At 60.9% G+C, this 18,180-nt stretch carries 15 protein-coding genes and 1 pseudogene; 5 read left to right on the forward strand and 11 right to left on the reverse strand.

Annotation, left to right across the window (positions count from 1 at the left end; all coding sequences use genetic code 11):
* Positions 1-192 precede the first annotated feature (192 nt).
* From AB1J88_RS26070 to AB1J88_RS26095, 6 genes are all read right to left on the reverse strand, one after another.
* A complete protein-coding gene (locus AB1J88_RS26070; RefSeq protein WP_430292257.1) occupies positions 193-1,509 on the reverse strand; it encodes an OprD family porin in 1,317 nt (438 codons plus the stop codon).
* Positions 1,510-1,705: 196 nt separating this feature from the next.
* Positions 1,706-1,927 (reverse strand): hypothetical protein, encoded by a 222-nt coding sequence (locus tag AB1J88_RS26075; RefSeq protein WP_027612176.1) that lies wholly within the window; start codon positions 1,925-1,927, stop codon positions 1,706-1,708.
* Positions 1,928-2,215: 288 nt separating this feature from the next.
* Positions 2,216-3,580, reverse strand: coding sequence for a heavy metal sensor histidine kinase (locus AB1J88_RS26080; RefSeq protein ID WP_145593183.1), 1,365 nt, complete (start codon positions 3,578-3,580; stop codon positions 2,216-2,218).
* Positions 3,570-4,247 carry a heavy metal response regulator transcription factor gene (locus AB1J88_RS26085; RefSeq protein ID WP_007916978.1) on the reverse strand — a complete coding sequence of 226 codons (678 nt, stop codon included), beginning with the start codon at positions 4,245-4,247 and terminating at the stop codon, positions 3,570-3,572. Before AB1J88_RS26085 ends, AB1J88_RS26080 begins: the two co-directional genes overlap by 11 nt.
* Before the next feature lie 7 nt (positions 4,248-4,254).
* Positions 4,255-7,356 (reverse strand): multidrug efflux RND transporter permease subunit, encoded by a 3,102-nt coding sequence (locus AB1J88_RS26090; RefSeq protein ID WP_095668357.1) that lies wholly within the window; start codon positions 7,354-7,356, stop codon positions 4,255-4,257.
* The gene (locus AB1J88_RS26095) at positions 7,353-8,510 is read right to left on the reverse strand and encodes an efflux RND transporter periplasmic adaptor subunit (protein ID WP_430292259.1); all 1,158 of its coding nucleotides are present in this window, start codon (positions 8,508-8,510) and stop codon (positions 7,353-7,355) included. The genes AB1J88_RS26090 and AB1J88_RS26095 overlap by 4 nt, the downstream gene beginning before the upstream one ends.
* A 1,014-nt stretch (positions 8,511-9,524) precedes the next feature.
* Between AB1J88_RS26095 and AB1J88_RS26100 the strand changes: the two genes are divergently transcribed.
* The 4 genes and pseudogenes from AB1J88_RS26100 (at position 9,525) to AB1J88_RS26115 (ending at position 12,173) form a co-directional block, all read left to right on the forward strand.
* The gene (locus AB1J88_RS26100) at positions 9,525-9,887 is read left to right on the forward strand and encodes a DUF6124 family protein (protein ID WP_430292260.1); all 363 of its coding nucleotides are present in this window, start codon (positions 9,525-9,527) and stop codon (positions 9,885-9,887) included.
* Positions 9,888-10,200: 313 nt separating this feature from the next.
* Positions 10,201-10,440 (forward strand): hypothetical protein, encoded by a 240-nt coding sequence (locus AB1J88_RS26105; protein WP_095136866.1) that lies wholly within the window; start codon positions 10,201-10,203, stop codon positions 10,438-10,440.
* Positions 10,441-10,589: 149 nt separating this feature from the next.
* Positions 10,590-10,871 (forward strand): annotated as a pseudogene (locus AB1J88_RS26110) (PAS domain-containing protein); the annotation flags it as partial.
* Between the two features lie 201 nt (positions 10,872-11,072).
* Positions 11,073-12,173 carry a methyl-accepting chemotaxis protein gene (locus AB1J88_RS26115; RefSeq protein ID WP_430292720.1) on the forward strand — a complete coding sequence of 367 codons (1,101 nt, stop codon included), beginning with the start codon at positions 11,073-11,075 and terminating at the stop codon, positions 12,171-12,173.
* A gap of 146 nt (positions 12,174-12,319) precedes the next feature.
* Here the strand turns inward: AB1J88_RS26115 and AB1J88_RS26120 are convergent, their stop codons facing one another.
* The 5 genes from AB1J88_RS26120 to norR all read right to left on the reverse strand — a co-directional run bounded on the left by AB1J88_RS26120 (position 12,320) and on the right by norR (position 16,822).
* On the reverse strand, positions 12,320-13,069 hold the full coding sequence (locus AB1J88_RS26120) for a YkgJ family cysteine cluster protein (RefSeq protein WP_108183738.1): 750 nt from the start codon (positions 13,067-13,069) through the stop codon (positions 12,320-12,322).
* 86 nt (positions 13,070-13,155) lie between these two features.
* Positions 13,156-13,479: a hypothetical protein gene (locus tag AB1J88_RS26125; protein WP_430292261.1), complete on the reverse strand. Its 324-nt coding sequence runs from the start codon at positions 13,477-13,479 to the stop codon at positions 13,156-13,158.
* A 157-nt stretch (positions 13,480-13,636) separates the two neighbouring features.
* A complete protein-coding gene (locus AB1J88_RS26130) occupies positions 13,637-14,095 on the reverse strand; it encodes a GNAT family N-acetyltransferase (RefSeq protein ID WP_262948231.1) in 459 nt (152 codons plus the stop codon).
* Between the two features lie 27 nt (positions 14,096-14,122).
* On the reverse strand, positions 14,123-15,025 hold the full coding sequence (locus tag AB1J88_RS26135; protein WP_007968390.1) for a chemotaxis protein CheV: 903 nt from the start codon (positions 15,023-15,025) through the stop codon (positions 14,123-14,125).
* Positions 15,026-15,268: 243 nt separating this feature from the next.
* Positions 15,269-16,822, reverse strand: a complete 1,554-nt coding sequence (gene norR / locus AB1J88_RS26140) for a nitric oxide reductase transcriptional regulator NorR (RefSeq protein WP_430292262.1) — start codon at positions 16,820-16,822, stop codon at positions 15,269-15,271.
* 161 nt (positions 16,823-16,983) lie between these two features.
* Here norR and hmpA point away from each other — a divergent pair, with 161 nt between their 5' ends.
* Positions 16,984-18,165, forward strand: a complete 1,182-nt coding sequence (hmpA, locus tag AB1J88_RS26145; protein WP_239778075.1) for an NO-inducible flavohemoprotein — start codon at positions 16,984-16,986, stop codon at positions 18,163-18,165.
* Positions 18,166-18,180 lie beyond the last annotated feature (15 nt).

The raw sequence follows: 18,180 nt of genomic DNA on the forward strand, positions 1-18,180 counted from the left end.
GAGTAGTTGCACAAACACTGCGGGGGATAACACTAAAGCAGATCTACTGTGGGGAGGGGATTTATCCCCGATGGGCTGCGAAGCAGCCCCAAAAAAAGGGTCTGCTGCGCAGCCCATCGGGGATAAATCCCCTCGCCACAAAATCTATTTCAGTCAAAATAAGTGTCAGTTGTAACTGACCTAGAGGTGATCTTAGAAGACGTTGATCGGGTAGTCGACAATCACGCGGTATTCATCGGTGTCGGTATCGATCGCGCCGTAGCCGTTGCCGCCACGGTTGGTCGCCCATTGCAGGCGCACCGCGAGGTCTTTCGCCTGGCCGCTCTGCACCACGTATTTCAAATCGAGGTCGCGTTCCCAGTGCTTGGCGTTGCGACCGTCGGCGCTGTACCACGAGGCATAGCCTTTGCTGTCCGGATCGACCTTGGTCAGGTCCACGGTGCCACGCGAATAGGAAACTGCCGACGTCAGGCCCGGCACGCCGAGACCGGCGAAGTCGTAGGCGTACTTGAGCTTCCACGAGCGCTCGTTCGGGCCGTTGAAGTCCGAGTACTGCTGCGAGTTGTCGAGGTAAACGCTGTCGCCCTGGCTGATGTAGTCGAACGGCGTGTTGCCGTTCACGCGCTGGTACGCAGCGGTGACGCTGTGGCTGCCGATGCCAACGGTGAAGTGCAGGCTGTAGGTGTTGTTGTCGATGTTACCCAGCAGCGCGTCGCCGGTGTCCTGCGTGTGATAGAAGTGCAGGCCCGGGTTGAGGCTGACCAGATCGTTCAACTGCCAGGTGTAATCCAGGTCGTAGTAGTACTGGTTCCAGATGTCCTTCAGCTCGGCGGCGTACAGATTGCTGGTCAGCCCTTCGACACCGCTCCAGGACACGCCGGCCCAGTTCAGGTGTCGGCTTTCGTCGCCCTCGGCGAGTTTGCCGTAGGACGTGCCGATGCGCTGGCGGCCGCTCTGGTTGTACGGCTTGGTGAAACTGGCCTGGCCACCTTCGAACATCCAGCCGTCGAAGCTGTGGTTGGTCAGGCTGACGCCACGAAAGGTCTGCGGCAACATGCGCGATTCACCACCGGCAATCACCGGGTTGGTGAGGAACAGGTCACCGGCCTTCAGCTCGGTATCGAACGCGCGCATCTTCAACGTGCCACCTGCGGTCGAGAACGAGCCCGGCGCTTTGCCGTTGCCATCGCTGATCGGCAGGATGCTCGAACCATCGGTACCGCCACCGCCGTCGAGCTTCAGCCCGAGCATGGCGTGGGCGTCGATGCCGAAGCCGACCGTGCCTTCGGTGTAACCCGACTGGAAGATCCCGAGAAAACCCTGGCCCCACTCGATGTTATCGTCCGCCTGCTGCAGGCGGTTGCGATTCATGTAGTAGTTGCGAGCGTTGAGGTTGAGGCTCGAGCCTTCGACGAAACCTTCCCTGGCGGCTTCGTCGGCATGGGCGGCGGGGGCAATCGTTGCGGCAATTGCAATGAACAACGGGGTGAAGCTGACTGGGTAACGCACTTGCGATGGAGCTCCTTGGGTCAACTGACACTTCAATGTCTTGAGGTGCGGGATATTTCTTGTTGTTACAGACGAACCAAACGGCTTTCAGACCACAACGAAAAAAGGCCGCTGAAAGGCAGCGGCCTGGAAGGACGACGGTTGAACGGGAAGAGCCAAACAACCGCGTCGAGGGAAATGTTTCGCGGTGCGCGACTCAGCTGTCTTTCTCGGCCGCTTGAGCCTGGGAAGTGGCGGCCTGTGGGGCTTGCGAGGCGTCTTGCGACTTCGCCATCACTTCTGCCTGAGATTGCTCGAAGGCGTGAGCGCGAGCAGCATTCTGCGCGACGAACGCCTGCGATTCTTCAGCCATCGCCATTGGCGACAGGATCAATGAGGACAAAACGAAAGCGCTGGCAATACCCATACTGTTGGACATCTTGAAAACCTTCTTGCTTGGCAAGTGCTGTTTGGTGCGGGCAAAGATAAGGTTGCCGAGCGTTGGGAAACAGCGTGATTTTCATAAATGACTGTTACAGCAAAAGCAAAGATCAACCTCGGGTGAACGCCATTCCTTGTGGCGAGGGGATTCATCCCCGATGGGCTGCGAAGCAGCCCTCAATCCTTTGTACTGGTTGTGTCAGGAAGATCGCGATTGCTGATTTTGGGGTCGCTTCGCAACCCATCGGGGATGAATCCCCTCGCCACAGGGGACTTTAATCAGCGATTAAACGGGGAGGTGAATGCCGAAGGTATTCATCCCCCGATCACTGCGCACAAACACATCCCCACCGTGCATCAGCGCAATCGCCTTGACGATCGCCAGCCCCAATCCATGGTTGTTGCCGCTGTTGCTGCGCGAGGCATCGACTCGATAGAAGCGCTCGAACAGACGCGGCAAGTGCTCGCTGGCAATCGGCGATCCCGGGTTGGCCACACCAATGCTGACCTGATGGTCTTCAACCTCGATCCGCACTTCGATCACCTTGCCCGGCTCGGTGTGCTGCACGGCGTTGCTCAGCAGATTGATCAATGCCCGGCGCAGATGTGCGATCTCGATCCGCACCTGCGCATCGCCACTGACGTGTACCTGCACCTGCGCGTCTTCAAGGATGAAATCCAGATACTCGAGCGTAGTCGCGACTTCATCGGCCAGCGACGTAGATGTCAGTTTGGTCGCCTTGCTGCCCTGGTCGGCGCTGGCGAGGAACAACATGTCATTGATGATCGAACGCAGGCGCTCCAGCTCTTCAAGATTCGACTGCAGCACTTCGAAGTAATGCTCGGCGGAGCGTCCGCGCGTCAATGCGACCTGGGTCTGGCCAATCAGGTTGGTCAGCGGCGAGCGCAGTTCATGGGCGACGTCGGCGTTGAACGATTCCAGCCGCGAGTAGGCCTGTTCGACCCGCTCCAGCGTGGAGTTGAACGAATCGACAAACTGCTCAAGCTCCGGCGGCAATGGCGACATCCGCAAACGTCCGGCCCGTAGGGGAGGCGCGAGGCGCTGGGCTTCATCCGACAGTTTGATCAACGGCTTGAGGCCGATTCGCGCGACCCAGTACCCCAGCGCCGAGGCCATCAGCACACCGACAATCGCGAGGCTGACGAGAGCGATCAACAGTTTGTGTTGGGTTTCGTGGAACGTTTCGGTGTCGATGCCGATCATGAACCGCAGCGGCGGGCGCTGGTCCTTGGCCGGTAACTCGGTCAGCAGCACTTTCAGCGGATAAGGATGTTCAGGCAACTGCAGATCATGCATGCCGGTCGGGCCCTGGGCGAAGGCGCGGATTTGCGCGTCAGGCTCGCCATACTCGTAACCGGGATCAGCGCTGACCACCCAGAAACGTATGCGCTTGTCCTCTTCGCCGAGCAGCTTGAGCTTGGCGTTGATCTTCACCCAATGCTCGGGTGTGCCATAACGATTGAGCGCCGATTCAAGCACACTGTAACGCGCATCCAACTCGGCTTCCGGGAGCAGGCCCAGGCCCTTGTCGACCTGTTGATACAGCGCGCCGCCGATCAACAGGAACACCAGTAGCGCCACCAGGGTGAACATCCCGCTTAAACGCAGGGCAATCGAATTACTGGACACCACGGCTCTCCAGCACATAACCCATGCCACGAATCGTGTGCAGCAGTTTCTCGTCGAACGGTCCGTCGAGCTTGGCCCGCAGCCGTTTGATCGCGACTTCGACGACATTCGCATCGCTGTCGAAATTGATGTCCCAGACCATCTCGGCAATCGCGGTTTTCGAGAGGATTTCGCCTTGCCGGCGCGCCAGCACGCTGAGCAGCGAGAATTCTTTCGCGGTCAGGTCCAGTCGGGTGCCGGCACGGGTCGCCTTGCGGCTGATCAGGTCGATCCACAGGTCGGCGATGCTCACTTGTACCGGTTCATGCCCGCCGCTGCGTCGGGTCAGCGCTTGCAGGCGAGCCACCAGTTCCAGAAAGGAAAACGGCTTGCCGAGGTAATCATCGGCGCCGTCGCGCAGGCCCTTGATCCGGTCTTCGACGCGCTCGCGGGCGGTGAGCATGATCACCGGGGTCTGCTTGCGCGCACGTAATGCGCGCAGCACGCCAAAGCCGTCCAGGCCCGGTAGCATGACGTCGAGGACGATCACCGCATAGTCGCTCTCCAGCGCCAGGTGCAGGCCTTCGACGCCGTCGCGGGCCAGGTCCACGGTGTAACCCTGTTCCGTCAGACCGCGGTGCAGATAGTCCGCGGTTTTTTCCTCGTCTTCGATAATCAGAACGCGCATGACCGCCTCAGTCTGTAGTCGCCAATGCCGTCGTGGGCATTGGTTTGGGCCTGTGGAACAGCCGCTCAAGCCACAAGTATATGACCGGCGTGGTAAACAGCGTCAGCATCTGGCTGACCAGCAAACCGCCCACCACCGCAATCCCCAGCGGCTGGCGCAGTTCGGCGCCGGTGCCATAACCGAGCATCAGCGGCAGGGCACCCAGCAGGGCGGCGAGGGTGGTCATGATGATCGGCCGGAATCGCGTCAGGCACGCCTCGTAAATCGCATCCTGCGGCGGCAAGCCGCGATTGCGCTGCGCCTCAAGGGCAAAGTCGATCATCAGAATGCCGTTCTTTTTGACGATACCGATCAGCAACACCAAGCCGATCAACGCCATGATCGAGAAGTCCTGGCCGCAGATCCACAGCATGATCACCGCACCGAGACCGGCCGCCGGCAGGGTCGAGATGATGGTCAGCGGATGCACGAAGCTCTCATAAAGCACGCCGAGAATGATGTACACCGCCACCAGCGCCGCGAGAATCAGCCACGGCTGACTGGCCAGCGAACTCTGGAACGCCTGCGCCGCGCCCTGGAAGTTGCCGCTGATCGCGGTCGGCATGCCGATTTCAGCCTTGGCCTGATTGAGCAGAATCACCGCGTCGCCCAACGCCACGCCGGGCGCCAGGTTGAACGACAGGTTGGCGGCCGGGAACATGCCGTCATGGGCAATCGACAGCGGGCCGATGGTCGGCGCATCGAATTTGGCCAGCGCCGACAGCGGCACCATCTCGCCGCTCAACGGCGAGCGCAGGTAGAAATAGTTGAGGCTTTCGGCCTTGCCGCGCTGCTTGGTGTCCAGTTCCAGAATCACGTTGTACTGATTGACCTGGGTCTGAAACTCGTTGATCTGGCGCTGGCCGAACGCATCGTACAGCGCTTCGTCGACGTCACTGGCGGTCAGGCCGAAACGCGCGGCGGCGCTGCGGTCGATGCTGATGTGGGTGATGCTGCCGCCCAGTTGCAGGTCGTTGGAAATGTCGCGGAACGCCGGGTTGCTGCGCAGCTTTTCGGTCAGACGCTGGGTCCAGGTGGCGAGGGTTGCGCCGTCGTTGCTCTTGAGCACGTATTGGTACTGCGCGCGGCTCGGCCCGGAGCTGAGGTTGATGTCCTGGCCGGCGCGCAGGTACAGGACGATGCCCGGGACTTTCATCAGTTGCGGACGAATGCGGTCGATGAACTGGCTGGCCGAGACGTCGCGGTCACCGCGTTTTTTCAGGGCGATCCAGAAGCGGCCGTTGGCGATGGTCTGGTTGCTGCCGGACACACCGACCGAGTGCGAGAACGCCTGCACGGCCGGATCGGCGGCGACGATTTCGGCCATCGCCAGGTGTTTTTTCACCATGTCGCCGTAGGAGATATCCGCAGCAGCTTCGGTGGTGCCGAGGACAAACCCGGTGTCCTGCACCGGGAAGAAACCCTTGGGGATAAAGATGTAACCGGCAATCGCCAGCGCCAGGGACAGGCCGAACACGCCGATCATCAGTTTCTGGTGGGCGAGGGCACGGCGCAGACCCTTTTCGTACCAGGCCAGCAAGCGCTCGCTGAAGCCCGGTTTGTCGTGGGCGTGGTGCACCGGTTTGCGCATGAACAGCGCGGCCAGCGTCGGTGCGAGGGTCAACGACACCACCACCGAAATCAAAATGGTCGAGGTTGCGGTCAGGGCGAATTCCTTGAACAACCGCCCGACCACACCGCCCATGAACAGCAGCGGAATGAACGCCGCCACCAGCGAGAAACTGATCGAGACCACGGTGAAGCCGATTTCGCCGGCACCTTTGACCGCCGCTTCGCGCATGCTGTCGCCGGCCTCCAGATGCCGGTGGATGTTCTCCACCACGACAATCGCATCGTCCACGACAAACCCGACCGCGACGACAATCGCCACCAGCGTCAGGTTGTTCAGGCTGAAGCCCAAGAGGTACATCAGGGCGAAACTGGCGGTCAGCGACACGCCGAGTACCGCCGAGACGATCATGGTCGCCGACAACTGGCGCAGGAACAGCGCCATCACCGCCACCACCAGCAGGATCGCGATCAACAGGGTGATCTCGACTTCATGCAGCGAGGCGCGGATGGTCTGAGTGCGATCAATCAGGGTTTTCACCTGCACCGAGGCCGGGAGCATGGCTTCGAGGCCGGGCAGGGCGGCTTGAATGCGGTCGACGGTTTCGACAATGTTCGCCCCCGGTTGCCGCGAGATCACCAGGTTCACCCCGGGTTGATCACCGGCCCAGGCCTGCACGTAGGCATCTTCCGAACCGTTGACGACTTTGGCGACATCGCGCAGGTGAACCGGGGCGCCGTCCTTGTAGGAAACGATGAGTTGGCTGTAGTCCTCGGGGTGGAACAACTGGTCGTTGGTCGACAGCGTGGAGATGCTCGATTCGCCGTACAACGCACCTTTGGCGAGGTTGAGGCTGGTCTGCTGGATCGCCAGACGAATGTCGGCCAGGGTCAGGCCGATCGCCGCCAGTTTGTCGGCCGAGGCTTGCACGCGGATCGCCGGACGTTGCTGACCGGTGATGTTGATCTGGCCTACACCGTCGATCTGACTGATCTGACGCGCCAGCAGGGTTTCCACCAGGTCGCTGAGTTCGGTGCCGGGCATTTGCGTCGAGCTGACGCTGAGGATCAGTACCGGGCTGTCGGCCGGGTTGACCTTCTTCCAGGTCGGCAGGGTCGGCATGTCCTTGGGCAGCTTGCCGGCCGCGGTGTTGATCGCCGCCTGGACTTCCTGGGCGGCGGTGTCGATGCTCTTGTCGAGAGTGAATTGCAGGGTCAGCAGGCTGGAGCCGAGCGCACTGCTGGAGGTCATCTGGGTCATGCCGGGGATGGCGCTGAATTGCACCTCCAGCGGTGTGGCCACGGACGAGGCCATGGTATCGGGGCTGGCGCCAGGCAACTGCGCCGAGACCTGAATTGTCGGAAATTCCGCTTCCGGCAGTGGGGCAATCGGCAGGCGCGGGAAGGCAATCACCCCGACCAGCACCAGCGCGATGGTCAGCAGAATGGTCGCGACCGGGTGATCGATGCACCAGGTGGAGACGCCTGTGTGCTGCTTCATGGCTTGGGCTCCGCTTGCACCACCTGCGGCGGCTCGGTCATGACCTGCACGGTAGAGCCGGGTTTGAGCCGTGACTGGCCGTCGCTGACCAATTGATCACCAGCCTTCACGCCTTTGATGATGTCCTGGCCGCTGCCTTGATAAACCATCTGCACCTGCACGGCTTCGACCTTGTCGCCATTCACGCGATAGACGAAGTGCTGATCGAGACCGCGCTGGACGACGGTGGGCGGTACCACCAGCGCATCCTTGTCCAGCGCCGTCTGAATTTTTACCGTCACCAACAGGCCCGGCCAGAGTTTCTGGCTGGCGTTGTCGAACTCGGCCTTGGCGCGGATGGTGCCGGTGTTGGCGTTGATCTGGTTGTCGATCAGGGTCAGGTGACCTTCGCCGAGCAGGTTGCCGGTTTCGCCATCGGTGTCGGCGCCGATGTAGGCCTTGACCTGAGCGTGCTGCGGGTCGTTGATCAGGCCCTGCAGGGTCGGCAGCATTTGCTGCGGCAGCGAGAACTCCACGGCAATCGGGTCGATCTGGGTCACGGTGAACAGGCCGGCGGTGTCGGTCATGCGCAGGAAGTTGCCTTCATCGACTGTACGAATACCGACGCGGCCGGTGACCGGGGAGCGGATCTGCGTGTAGGAAAGTTGTACCTGCGCCGCGTCGATCGAGGCCTGGTTGCCTTGGGCGGTGGCTTTGAGTTGGTTGACCAGGGCCTGTTGCTGGTCGTACGTCTGCTTGGAGACGCCGTCGTCGACGCTGAGCAGTTTGTAGCGCTTGAGGTTGACCAGGGCGACTTGCAGTTGTGCCTGGCTTTCGCCCAGTTGCGCGCGGGCCTGGTCGAGGCTGGCGCGGATAGAGCGGTCGTCGATGGTGGCGAGCAGGTCGCCTGCTTTGACGAGTTGGCCTTCCTTGACGAGGATTTTGGTGAGGATGCCATCGACTTGTGGGCGCACTACGACGCTGTGCAATGAGAGCACCGAGCCGATGCCGCTGGTGTAGCGGGGGACGTCTTTTTCGCTGACGGTGACGACGCGGACCGGGATGGCGGTCGGGGTGGCCAGTTTGGTCGGGGCGGGTTTCAGTGCCCACCATGTGCCTGCGGCGGCCAGGGCGATCACTAGGGCTGGCAGGGCTATGTTTTTCTGGATTCGCATGCGATTGGGGCGCCAGGGGTGGAGTTTGGGCAGGTTGGGTATTTATAAACTTGTTTGGGGGTCAGGAGGGTGACGGCTGGCTGTCAGCGCTGTCAGTTTCGCCGGGGTGTATATCCGTTTCTGCGGGTGTGGCTGATTACGGTTTCGCCCTGACGGCGACTCACTTTTTTTACAAACGCCAAAAAAAAGTAAGCAAAAAAACGCTCGCTCCTGCGTTCGGCCCGCTCGCTGTGGCTCTGGGTCCCTTCGCTCCGGGATTGATCCGGGCGCAGCGCCTACGCTTTGCTTCGCTGCACCTCCTCTCGCTGTGTTTGGCTGCGCCAAACGGTCGCTACGCTCCCACGCCCGGATCAATCCCTCCGCTCAGCCTTCCGACGTCGCCCGTGGATCAAGATCAAGATCAAGAGCGGCAGCCGAGCTCGCGCTCATCCTGGAGTGGGGCGGCATGCGCCGCGTGCGGGTTGTACTTATTTTCCCTGTAGGAGCTGCCGCAGGCTGCGATCTTTTGATCTTTTGTGAGAGCTGGCTTGCCAGCGATGGCGGCCTGACAGCCGACCGGTCTCCAACTAAATAAATTCGATCTCCCTGTAGGAGCTGCCGAAGGCTGCGATCTTTTGATCTCGCTTTTGAGTTGTGAAAGCCAAAGTCAAAAGATCGCAGCCTTCGGCAGCTCCTACAGTGAGAGGGTTTGTGTTTAAAAGTGTGTGAGCAAACCAGAACCTTCCCACAAGGTTTTCAGGTTGTCCGTCGGAAGCGCGGTCTCTAGGCTTTGGTTGTCGCTGCCAATTCAGCGATCGGGTGTGGAAACCCGATTCAAGTAGAAACAATGCACCAGCACCGTAATCGTTGCCGACGTCTTTTTTCGTCTGCAAACTGCGTCGCGGCGGCTGTGCGTGGGCAGACTTCGGTCTGGCCGGTTGCCTACTTATCGGTTTTCCACCCCGCGCACAGTTGCCACCTTTTGTCGTGTGGAAACGACAAAGGCTGGCTCCCAAATACAAGTAGGAGCTACCCATGGATAAACTGATTCCAGACCCACCCCCCGAAACTAAAACCCCGCTCGCCGAAGCCATCCGCGCAGAAGACCTCGCCCAAAACCGCGAAGCCATCAAACGCGCGCTCGACTTCTACCTCTGTCCGCAACCCGCCCAGCCGCGACAGCCAAGCACCATGTTTCTGGTCAACCCAGCTATCGACACCGAAACCCTGCTCGCCCACGCTTACGAATCGTTGGCCTCTGCCAGTGCCATGGCCAGTAACTTCGCCAATGAACTCGGCGGTCCGCAACGCAGCACGGCGCTGGCGATCCAGCAGATCGTCATGCTCGCCGAACTGGCCGTGAACCGGGCGCTGGATCGGGTTGATCCACGCACTTGATCCGTCCGAGCACCGCGTCATCGTTCATCGCGAGCAGGCTCACTCCCACAGGTTGAAACCACAGTCCACCTGTGGGAGCGAGCCTGCTCGCGAAGGCGTTTGTGCGGGCGACGCATCTCTGCCGGCTATTGTTGTCAGCCGGACCCAAAACGGGACCGATCATTCCCGATTCGGGAAACATTGCACCATCACCTACCTCTAAACCGTTCGGCGTGCGCTGCAAATCTTCAGGTGCTGTCGCAAGGCGCGCAGGTATACTGCGCGCCTTCGCGGCTCACTGTTCGGGCCGGACTTTTTGCTTTGCGGAGCTTTTATGACTTCCCCGATCCAACCGCCGGTTGACGACGCTTTGAGCGATGTCCCGGCCGAGCTGACTGACGCCAGCGAGACCAAACCCGAGATCCCGGCTTTCAAGTTCCCGTTCAAACCGGGTGAACTGGCGGCCGCCAAGGGTTCGAATCAGCCGTGGTACAAGAACGGCGCCAAGAATGGTCACACCAAGACCCCGGGCATGGCCCCGCCGGGTACCCGCCGTTCGATGGGCAAGCGCTGAGTTTCATCCCGCCTTCAGCCATCGACTGCGATTTTCCGTCGCAGTGATGGCTAAGTGCTCATCCCCTGAGCCAGATCAATATTTGACCAATTGGTGCGCTTAGAGTCAGCAGCCCTGCCGACTCTTCTCATAAAACGAGCGCGCTTTCCATGAAGATCAATCTCCCGGTAACCGGCCGTAACGTCGATGTGGCGCTGGATGCGAACATTCTTTCGACCACCGATCTGACCAGCGCGATCACTTACGCCAACGACGATTTCATTCAGATCAGCGGTTATAGCCGCGACGAATTGCTCGGCACGCCGCATAACTTGTTGCGTCACCCAGACATGCCGGCGCAGGCGTTTGCCCATATGTGGCAGACGCTCAAGAGCGGTCGTTCGTGGATGGGGCTGGTGAAGAATCGTTGCAAGAATGGCAACCATTATTGGGTCAGCGCGTATGTCACGCCGGTCACGCAGAACGGCGTGGCGGTGGAGTATCAGTCGGTGCGCACCCGGCCTGATGCGCGGTGGGTGGCCGCGGCGGAGCGGGTTTATGCGCAGTTGCGTGGCGAATTGAAGGGAAGGCGGCCGCTGCTCAGGTTAGGTTTGCGCGGCAGGATCACGGCGTTGGCCAGTGCGTTGCTGGGTGTGGTGTTGGGGATCGAGGCCTGGTTGCGTCCGGAGTCGGCATGGATTGATGGCACCGCATTTGTCGTCGGCAGCAGTGTGTGTGCATTAGGCGTGCGCTGGATTCTGCGTCCGCTGGAGCGGCTGAGCGAACGGGCGCGGCAGGTCGCGGACAATCCGTTGAGCCAGGGCATTTACACCGGGCGCGGCGATGAGTTCGGCCAGATCGAGTTTGCCCTGCAGATGCTCGAAGCCCAGGTCGGCGCGGTGGTCGGGCGTATGGGGGACGCATCGCAACAGTTGGCCGGGCATGCGGCGCAACTGGTTGATCATCTGCAAATAAGCCACAGCAGTTCGCTGGCGCAGCAGGCGGAAACCGATCAGGTGGCGGCAGCGATTCACCAAATGGCCGCGAGTGTCGCGCAGGTCGCCAACCATGCGCAGCAGGCGTCGGTGGCGGCGGACCTGGCCGATACGGAAACCCGTGAAGGGCATTGGCTGGTCGGTGAAAGTCGCAGTGCGGTGTTGCGTCTGGCCGAGGAATTGCGGCGGGCGACCGAGGTGATCCATCAGCTCGAAGGCCACAGCAGCGAGATTTCCGGGGTGCTGGAGGTGATCCGCAGCATCGCCGAGCAGACCAATCTGCTGGCGCTTAACGCGGCGATCGAAGCGGCGCGCGCGGGCGATGCCGGGCGCGGTTTTGCAGTGGTGGCGGATGAGGTGCGCGGGTTGGCGCGGCGCACGCAGCAATCGACCAACGAGATTCAGCGGATGATCAGCACTCTGCAAAACGGCGCGCGCGATGCGGTGCTGGTGATGCAGCAAAGCAGTGAGCATGTGGATAACAGCGTCGAACAGGCACAGCGTGCGGCGCGGGCGCTGGACGGGATCAGCGAGCGGGTCGAGCAGATCACCGAAATGAGCCTGCAGATTGCCGCAGCGGTGGAGCAGCAGAGCGCGGTGAGCGAAGACATCCATCGCAATATCGTCAGCATTCGCACGGCGTCCGAATTGACGGTGGATGAGGGGCGGCTGAGTCAGCGCAACTCTGAGGATGTGGCGGGGTTGGCGGGGGATTTGCGCTTGCTGGCGCGGGAGTTCTGGGGGCGGCGGCAAGGCTAGGATTGATGCTGTTGCCACTGGCCTCATCGCTGGCAAGCCAGCTCCCACAGGTTTCTCGAGTGTTCACATGACTTGTGCACGACATGGAACCTTGTGGGAGCTGGCTTGCCAGCGATGAGGCCAGTCCAATCGGCAGGAATTTCCGATCAAGCCGCGCGCAGCGAAATGAACGCATACGTCTGCGCCGGCTCCGTCACCACCTGCGCACCGGCCGCCAGCAATTGCCCGGCCACGTCGTCTCCGGACAAATGAAACAGCCATTCACTGGATGCTGTGTTCAGTGGCTGTGAAGACACCTGATCGATCACAGCCGCAAAAGCGTCCATCTGCGGCAAATACGCGGTAAACCCGTCTCCCTTGAGCGCCGTGGTGCGAATCCCCAGCGCCGCGCAGATCGCATCCTTGATGCGGATGTCATCGCGATCAGCCTGGCGTGAACGCTGGATCAATTCCAACAGCTCCTGGTCGACCAGCTCCCCACCGACAATCAGCAGCGGCCCCTGCTGCCACGACTCTGGCGGGCAATCCTTGGCGGCCGGATTGAGCGGGATGTGCGGATTGATCTCAGCGGGATAAATCCTGCACACCAACGGTCGGCGCTCGTAGATGCGGCACAGGTTGTCTTCGTCAAGATTCCGGCAGCGACCGACGTTGTAGGCGGCGAAAGTGATTGCCACGTGGGCCTCGGTGGTACCGCTGCGCACTGCCGCTGAACGTCGTTCGGCGTGTTCACGCTGCTGCGCCGGCAGGCCCAGGCCGTTGCCGAGAAAGGCCTCCACCAGCACGATCACCTGACCGCCATCCGCCGCCCACATGCGGGCTTCGGCGAGGGTCAGGGGCACATGGTGGTCGGTGCAGCATTTGCCGCAACCGACGCAGGAAAAGGTCGTATTCATTGCACGATCAATCTTCAATCAGGGTGTGAAACGGCGACATAAAGTCGCCAGGCTAAGGCTGATCGAAGCAAGTTGTGCGCCAGTCCTCAAGGCTTGGCGGTCGGACCAATCGAGTCCCATTCGGTGACGAACGCGGTTTTCGACTTTTTGCTGTACAGGCACAGCTCAGTGCCTTGCTGGCCTTTCATGTGTTTTTGCGGGTATTGGCCTTGCAGTAGCACGGCGGTGTAGCCAACGCGGTCATCGAATTGCGCGGGTGTGCCGACCGGTTTCGCAGCTTTCAGGCCGCTGGCCTTGGTGCAACTGGCGAGTACGGATTTGTCGTACGCGGCCCAGGCGTCGGGGCTGGAGGCGTGGGCCTGGGAGGCGAGGGCGGTGAGGCAGAGCAGGCTCAGGGTGAGGGGTTTCATGGGGCGGCATCCTTGGTCTTGAGTGTCCAGAGGTTGGAGTATGCCTAAAGAATTTTGTTGCCGAGACATCGCTAAAAGATCGCAGCCTGCGGCAGCTCCTACAGAGAATGCGTTCCATTGTAGGAGCTGCCGAAGCCTGCGATCTTTTGACTTTGAATCAGTCCGGCACGATTTCCCGGCGAACCACAAACATCCCGGCACTTTCATACAAACGCTGCGCCCGCAGATTGTCTTCCAGCACCTTCAGATCGACAAACCCTTCACGGCGTTGCTGAAACACCTTGAATGCATTCAACAGCAACGCCCGACCCAAACCTCGGCCCTGAGCGCGCGGATGCACCACCAGATTCTTGATATACGAACTGGTCCAGCATTGCGCCACGCCGATCACGCCTTCGTTATCGCGGGCGATGAAGCACAATTCAGGATCGTATTCGGCATCGCTTTCAAACCGCAGCTGCCATTCCTCCAGTGCCGGCACCCGACCGCCGCCCTCACGGTAGCCGAGTTGCATCAGCTGATGCACCGCCGCCGCCAGTTCCGGGCGGTAAGCGCTCAGTTCAATGCCTTCCGGCCAGTGGGGCGGCGGCACGTCTTGACGAAGGTCGCGCCGCATCAAAAAGCAGTACGTCTGGCTCAAGACTCAATGACCGTTGGCTGCGACGTGTTTGGCGGCTTCGATCAAACGCTGGGTCAGTTCCGGCGAAGAGAACTTGGTCAGCACCGCGTTAGCCCCGGCCAGGCGGGCCTTTTCGCTGTTCATCGCGCTGTCGAGCGAGGTGTGCAGCAGCACGTAGAGGTGGGCGAAGTCGGGCGTCTCGCGCAGGGTGCGGGTAAAGGCATAGCCGTCCATTTCGGACATTTCGATGTCGGAGACGATCAGGTTGATCTGCTGCGCGGTGCCTTGCAGATCCAGCAGGCAGTCGATGGCTTCCTTGGCACTGCGCGCGGTGTGGCATTGCAGGCCGAGGTTGCGCAGGGTATGCACCGATTGCTGCAACGCTACCTGGCTGTCGTCGACCACCAGAATCCGTGCATTGCCCAGCACTTCGGCGTCTTCCATGCTCAGGTCGGTCGGGGCCATTTCGATTTGTGCCGGGGCGATGCTGTGGATGACTTTCTCGATGTCGAGCACTTGCACCAGCGTGCCGTCGACCGAGGTCACGCCGGTGATGTAGGCGCGCGAACCGCCGGAGCCGAACGGTGGCGGCTTGATGTCGGTGGTCAGGCAATGGACGATTTTGCTCACCGCCTGCACGTGCAGTCCCTGCTTCGAACGGCTGACGTCGGTAACGATCAGGCAGCCGCCGTTCGGGTCTTCCAGCGGTCGCTCGCCAATGGCGCGGCTGAGGTCGATCACCGACAGCGACGCGCCGCGCAGGGTGGCAATGCCTTTGATGTGCGGATGCGACTCGGGCATTTTGGTCAGCGGCGGGCAGGGAATGATTTCACTGACTTTCAGCAGGTTGATCGCCATCAGCTTGCCGCTGCGCAAGGTAAACAGCAGAAGCGAAAGTGAATCTGCGCGGGCTTTGGTGGAAGACATATAAACCTTCTGTGGAAAAAGGTGATGGGCGAGGGTGCAAATCGCCAGAAACTATTGATGCCGGGTTATCGGCGTTAACGGGGTGGGCTTTAGGTCGGTTATCGGGTAGGGCAAGAATCATCTGTGGTGAGGGGATTTATCCCCGATGGACTGCCCAGCAGTCCCATTTCCTGGTGCCGCTGCGCAGCACATCGGGGATAAATCCCCTCGCCACAAGGAATCCACTCAAACTGGATGAAGTGATTATTTCATGCCTAATCGCTTGGCCATCCGCCCAAGATTCGCCCGATCCAAGCCCAACTCCCGCGCCGCACTCGCCCAGTTATCCTGATGACGCTCAAGCGCAGCACTGATCAACTGCCGCTGATATTGCTCGGTGGCGCTGCGCAGATCGCCGTTGATCAACGGCATCGCGGGCACCTCGGCAGCCGGCTCAATAGAGTTACCCACAACCTCCCGCGGCAAATCCAGATCCGCCGCGCTCAAACTGAGGATCTTCGGCCGCACGTTGCAATTGCCCAGCGCCTTCAGCGCACTGCGCCCGATCAAGTGTTCCAGCTCGCGCACGTTGCCCGGCCAAGTGTAGGCGAGCAGCGCGTCTTGGGCGTCGCTGCTCAGGCGCAGGCTGTTGAGGCCCATGCGCGAGCGGTTCTGTTCCAGAAAGAAGCCGCTGAGCAGCAACACATCGCGGCCGCGATCGCGCAGTGCCGGCACTCGCAGCGGGTACACGCTCAGGCGGTGATAGAAGTCGGCGCGGTAGCGGCCGCTGCGCACTTCTTCGGCCAGATCGCGGTTGGTCGCGGCGATCAGGCGCACATCGACCTGATGTTCCTTGTCCGAGCCGAGCCGCTGCAACTGGCCGCTTTGCAGTACGCGCAGCAACTTGGCCTGCACGGTCAGCGACAGTTCGCCGACTTCATCGAGAAACAGCGTGCCGCCATTGGCCAGTTCGAACTTGCCGCGGCGGTCGCTGGTGGCACCGGTGAAGGCGCCGCGCACGTGGCCGAATAGTTCGCTTTCGACCAAGGTGTCGGGCAGGGCCGCGCAGTTGAGGCTGATGAGCGGTTTGTCGGATCGCGGCGAGGCGGCGTGGATCGCCTGCGCCACCAACTCCTTGCCGACCCCGGTTTCGCCGGTGATCAGCACGGTCAGGTCGCTGCCACCGACCAGATTGATTTCCTCCACCAGCCGTTTGTGCGCCTTGCTCTGGCCGATCATTTCGCGCTGCTGCTGACCGCTGGCCTGTCGGTAGACCTCAGCGCGCTGATGCTCGTCTTCGGCGCGCAGCGCCAGGCGTTCGATGCGTTCGGCGGCGTTGACCGTGGCTGAGGCGAGGCTGGCGAAGGCTTGCAGGGCGTCGAGTTCGATCGGTTCGAAACGCTCCGGATCGAGCGCATCGAGGGTGATCAGGCCCCAGAGTTTTTCATCGACGAACAGCGGGCAGCCGAGGCAGTCATGCACTTCGAGGTGATCGCCCAGACCATCGACCAAGCCGTCGTAAGGATCGGGCAAGTCGCTGTCGGCGGCGAACCGCGTTGGCCCGGCGCCGTCCAGCAGGATCTCGAAGCGTGGATGTTCGCTGACCTTGAAGCGCCGGCCGAGGGTGTCGGTACTCAAACCATCCACCGCCAGCGGCACCAGCCATTCGCCGTCCAGGCGCAGCAACGCGGCGGCATCGCACGGCAGCAGGGCGCGCATGGCTTCGAGCAGGCGCCGATAGCGCTCGCCCTCGGGCAGTTCGCGGGACAGGTCGGAGACCAGTGGCAGTAGAGCGGTGAGCAGGGATTTGGCGGTCATGGTCTTGTAGTCAAAGAGACTCGATGTAGTCGCGATGACTATAAAACGCTTTGAGTCTAAATGACTACGTAAAAATAAACCATTGATTTATAACGATAATTTATCTGGCACGAAAACTGATGAGCCTAAGGTAATTCTCAAAAAGCTCAGGAGTCATTCTTATGCTTAGCGTCCAGGATCGTGCCATTGTCAAATCCACTGTGCCTCTGCTGGAAAGCGGCGGTGAAGCGCTGATCACCCACTTCTACCGCATGATGCTCTCCGAATACCCTGAAGTCCGCCCGTTGTTCAATCAGGCGCATCAGGCCAGCGGCGACCAGCCACGTGCCTTGGCCAATGGCGTGTTGATGTACGCCCGACACATCGATCAGCTCGACCAGTTGGGCGATCTGGTGGCGAAGATCATCAACAAGCACGTCGCCCTGCAAATTCTCCCGGAGCATTACCCGATTGTCGGCACCTGCCTTCTGCGCGCCATTTCCGAAGTGCTCGGCGACGAAATCGCCACGCCGGAAGTGATGAGCGCGTGGGGCGCGGCGTACGGGCAATTGGCCGAGATTCTGATCGGCGCCGAAGCGGCGATCTACGACCAGAAAGAACAAGCGCTCGGCGGCTGGCGCGGGGCGCGGGAGTTCATCGTGGTGGACAAGGTTGAGGAAAGCGCGGAAATCATTTCGTTCTACTTCGAGCCGGCGGACAAAGGTCCGATCCTGGCCGCAGAGCCGGGTCAGTACATCGGCATGCAGCTGATCCTCGATGGTGAAGAAATCCGCCGTAATTACTCGCTGTCGGCACTGGCCAATAAAGGTCAGTACCGCATCAGCGTCAAACGCGAACCGGGTGGTCGTGCGTCCAACCACTTGCATGATCAACTGCACGTCGGCGCGAGCATTCAACTGTTCCCGCCATCGGGCGAGTTCACCCTGACTGCCAGCGACAAACCGCTGGTGCTGATCAGCGGCGGTGTCGGCATTACCCCGACCCTGGCGATGCTCGAGGCGGCGTTGCAAACCGAGCGCCCGGTGCACTTTATCCACTGCGCGCGCAACGGCAGCGTGCATGCGTTCCGCGACTGGATCGATGGGCTGGCGGCGCGTCATCCGCAGCTCAAGCGCTTCTATTGCTACGCCGAAGACGACGGCGTGAGCCCGGCGGCGGACAAGGTCGGAATGCTCAGTCAAGAGCAATTGGCTGAATGGCTGCCGGCGCAACGTGACGTCGATGCTTACTTCCTCGGGCCGAAGGGCTTCATGGGCGCGATCAAGCGGCATCTGAAAGCACTGGGTGTGCCTGAGCAGCAGAGCCGTTATGAGTTCTTCGGGCCGGCGGCGGCTTTGGAGTAATTGCAAACACCGAGT

It is taken from the genome of Pseudomonas sp. S8 (assembly GCF_050473925.1).
Classification (GTDB): domain Bacteria; phylum Pseudomonadota; class Gammaproteobacteria; order Pseudomonadales; family Pseudomonadaceae; genus Aquipseudomonas; species Aquipseudomonas parakoreensis.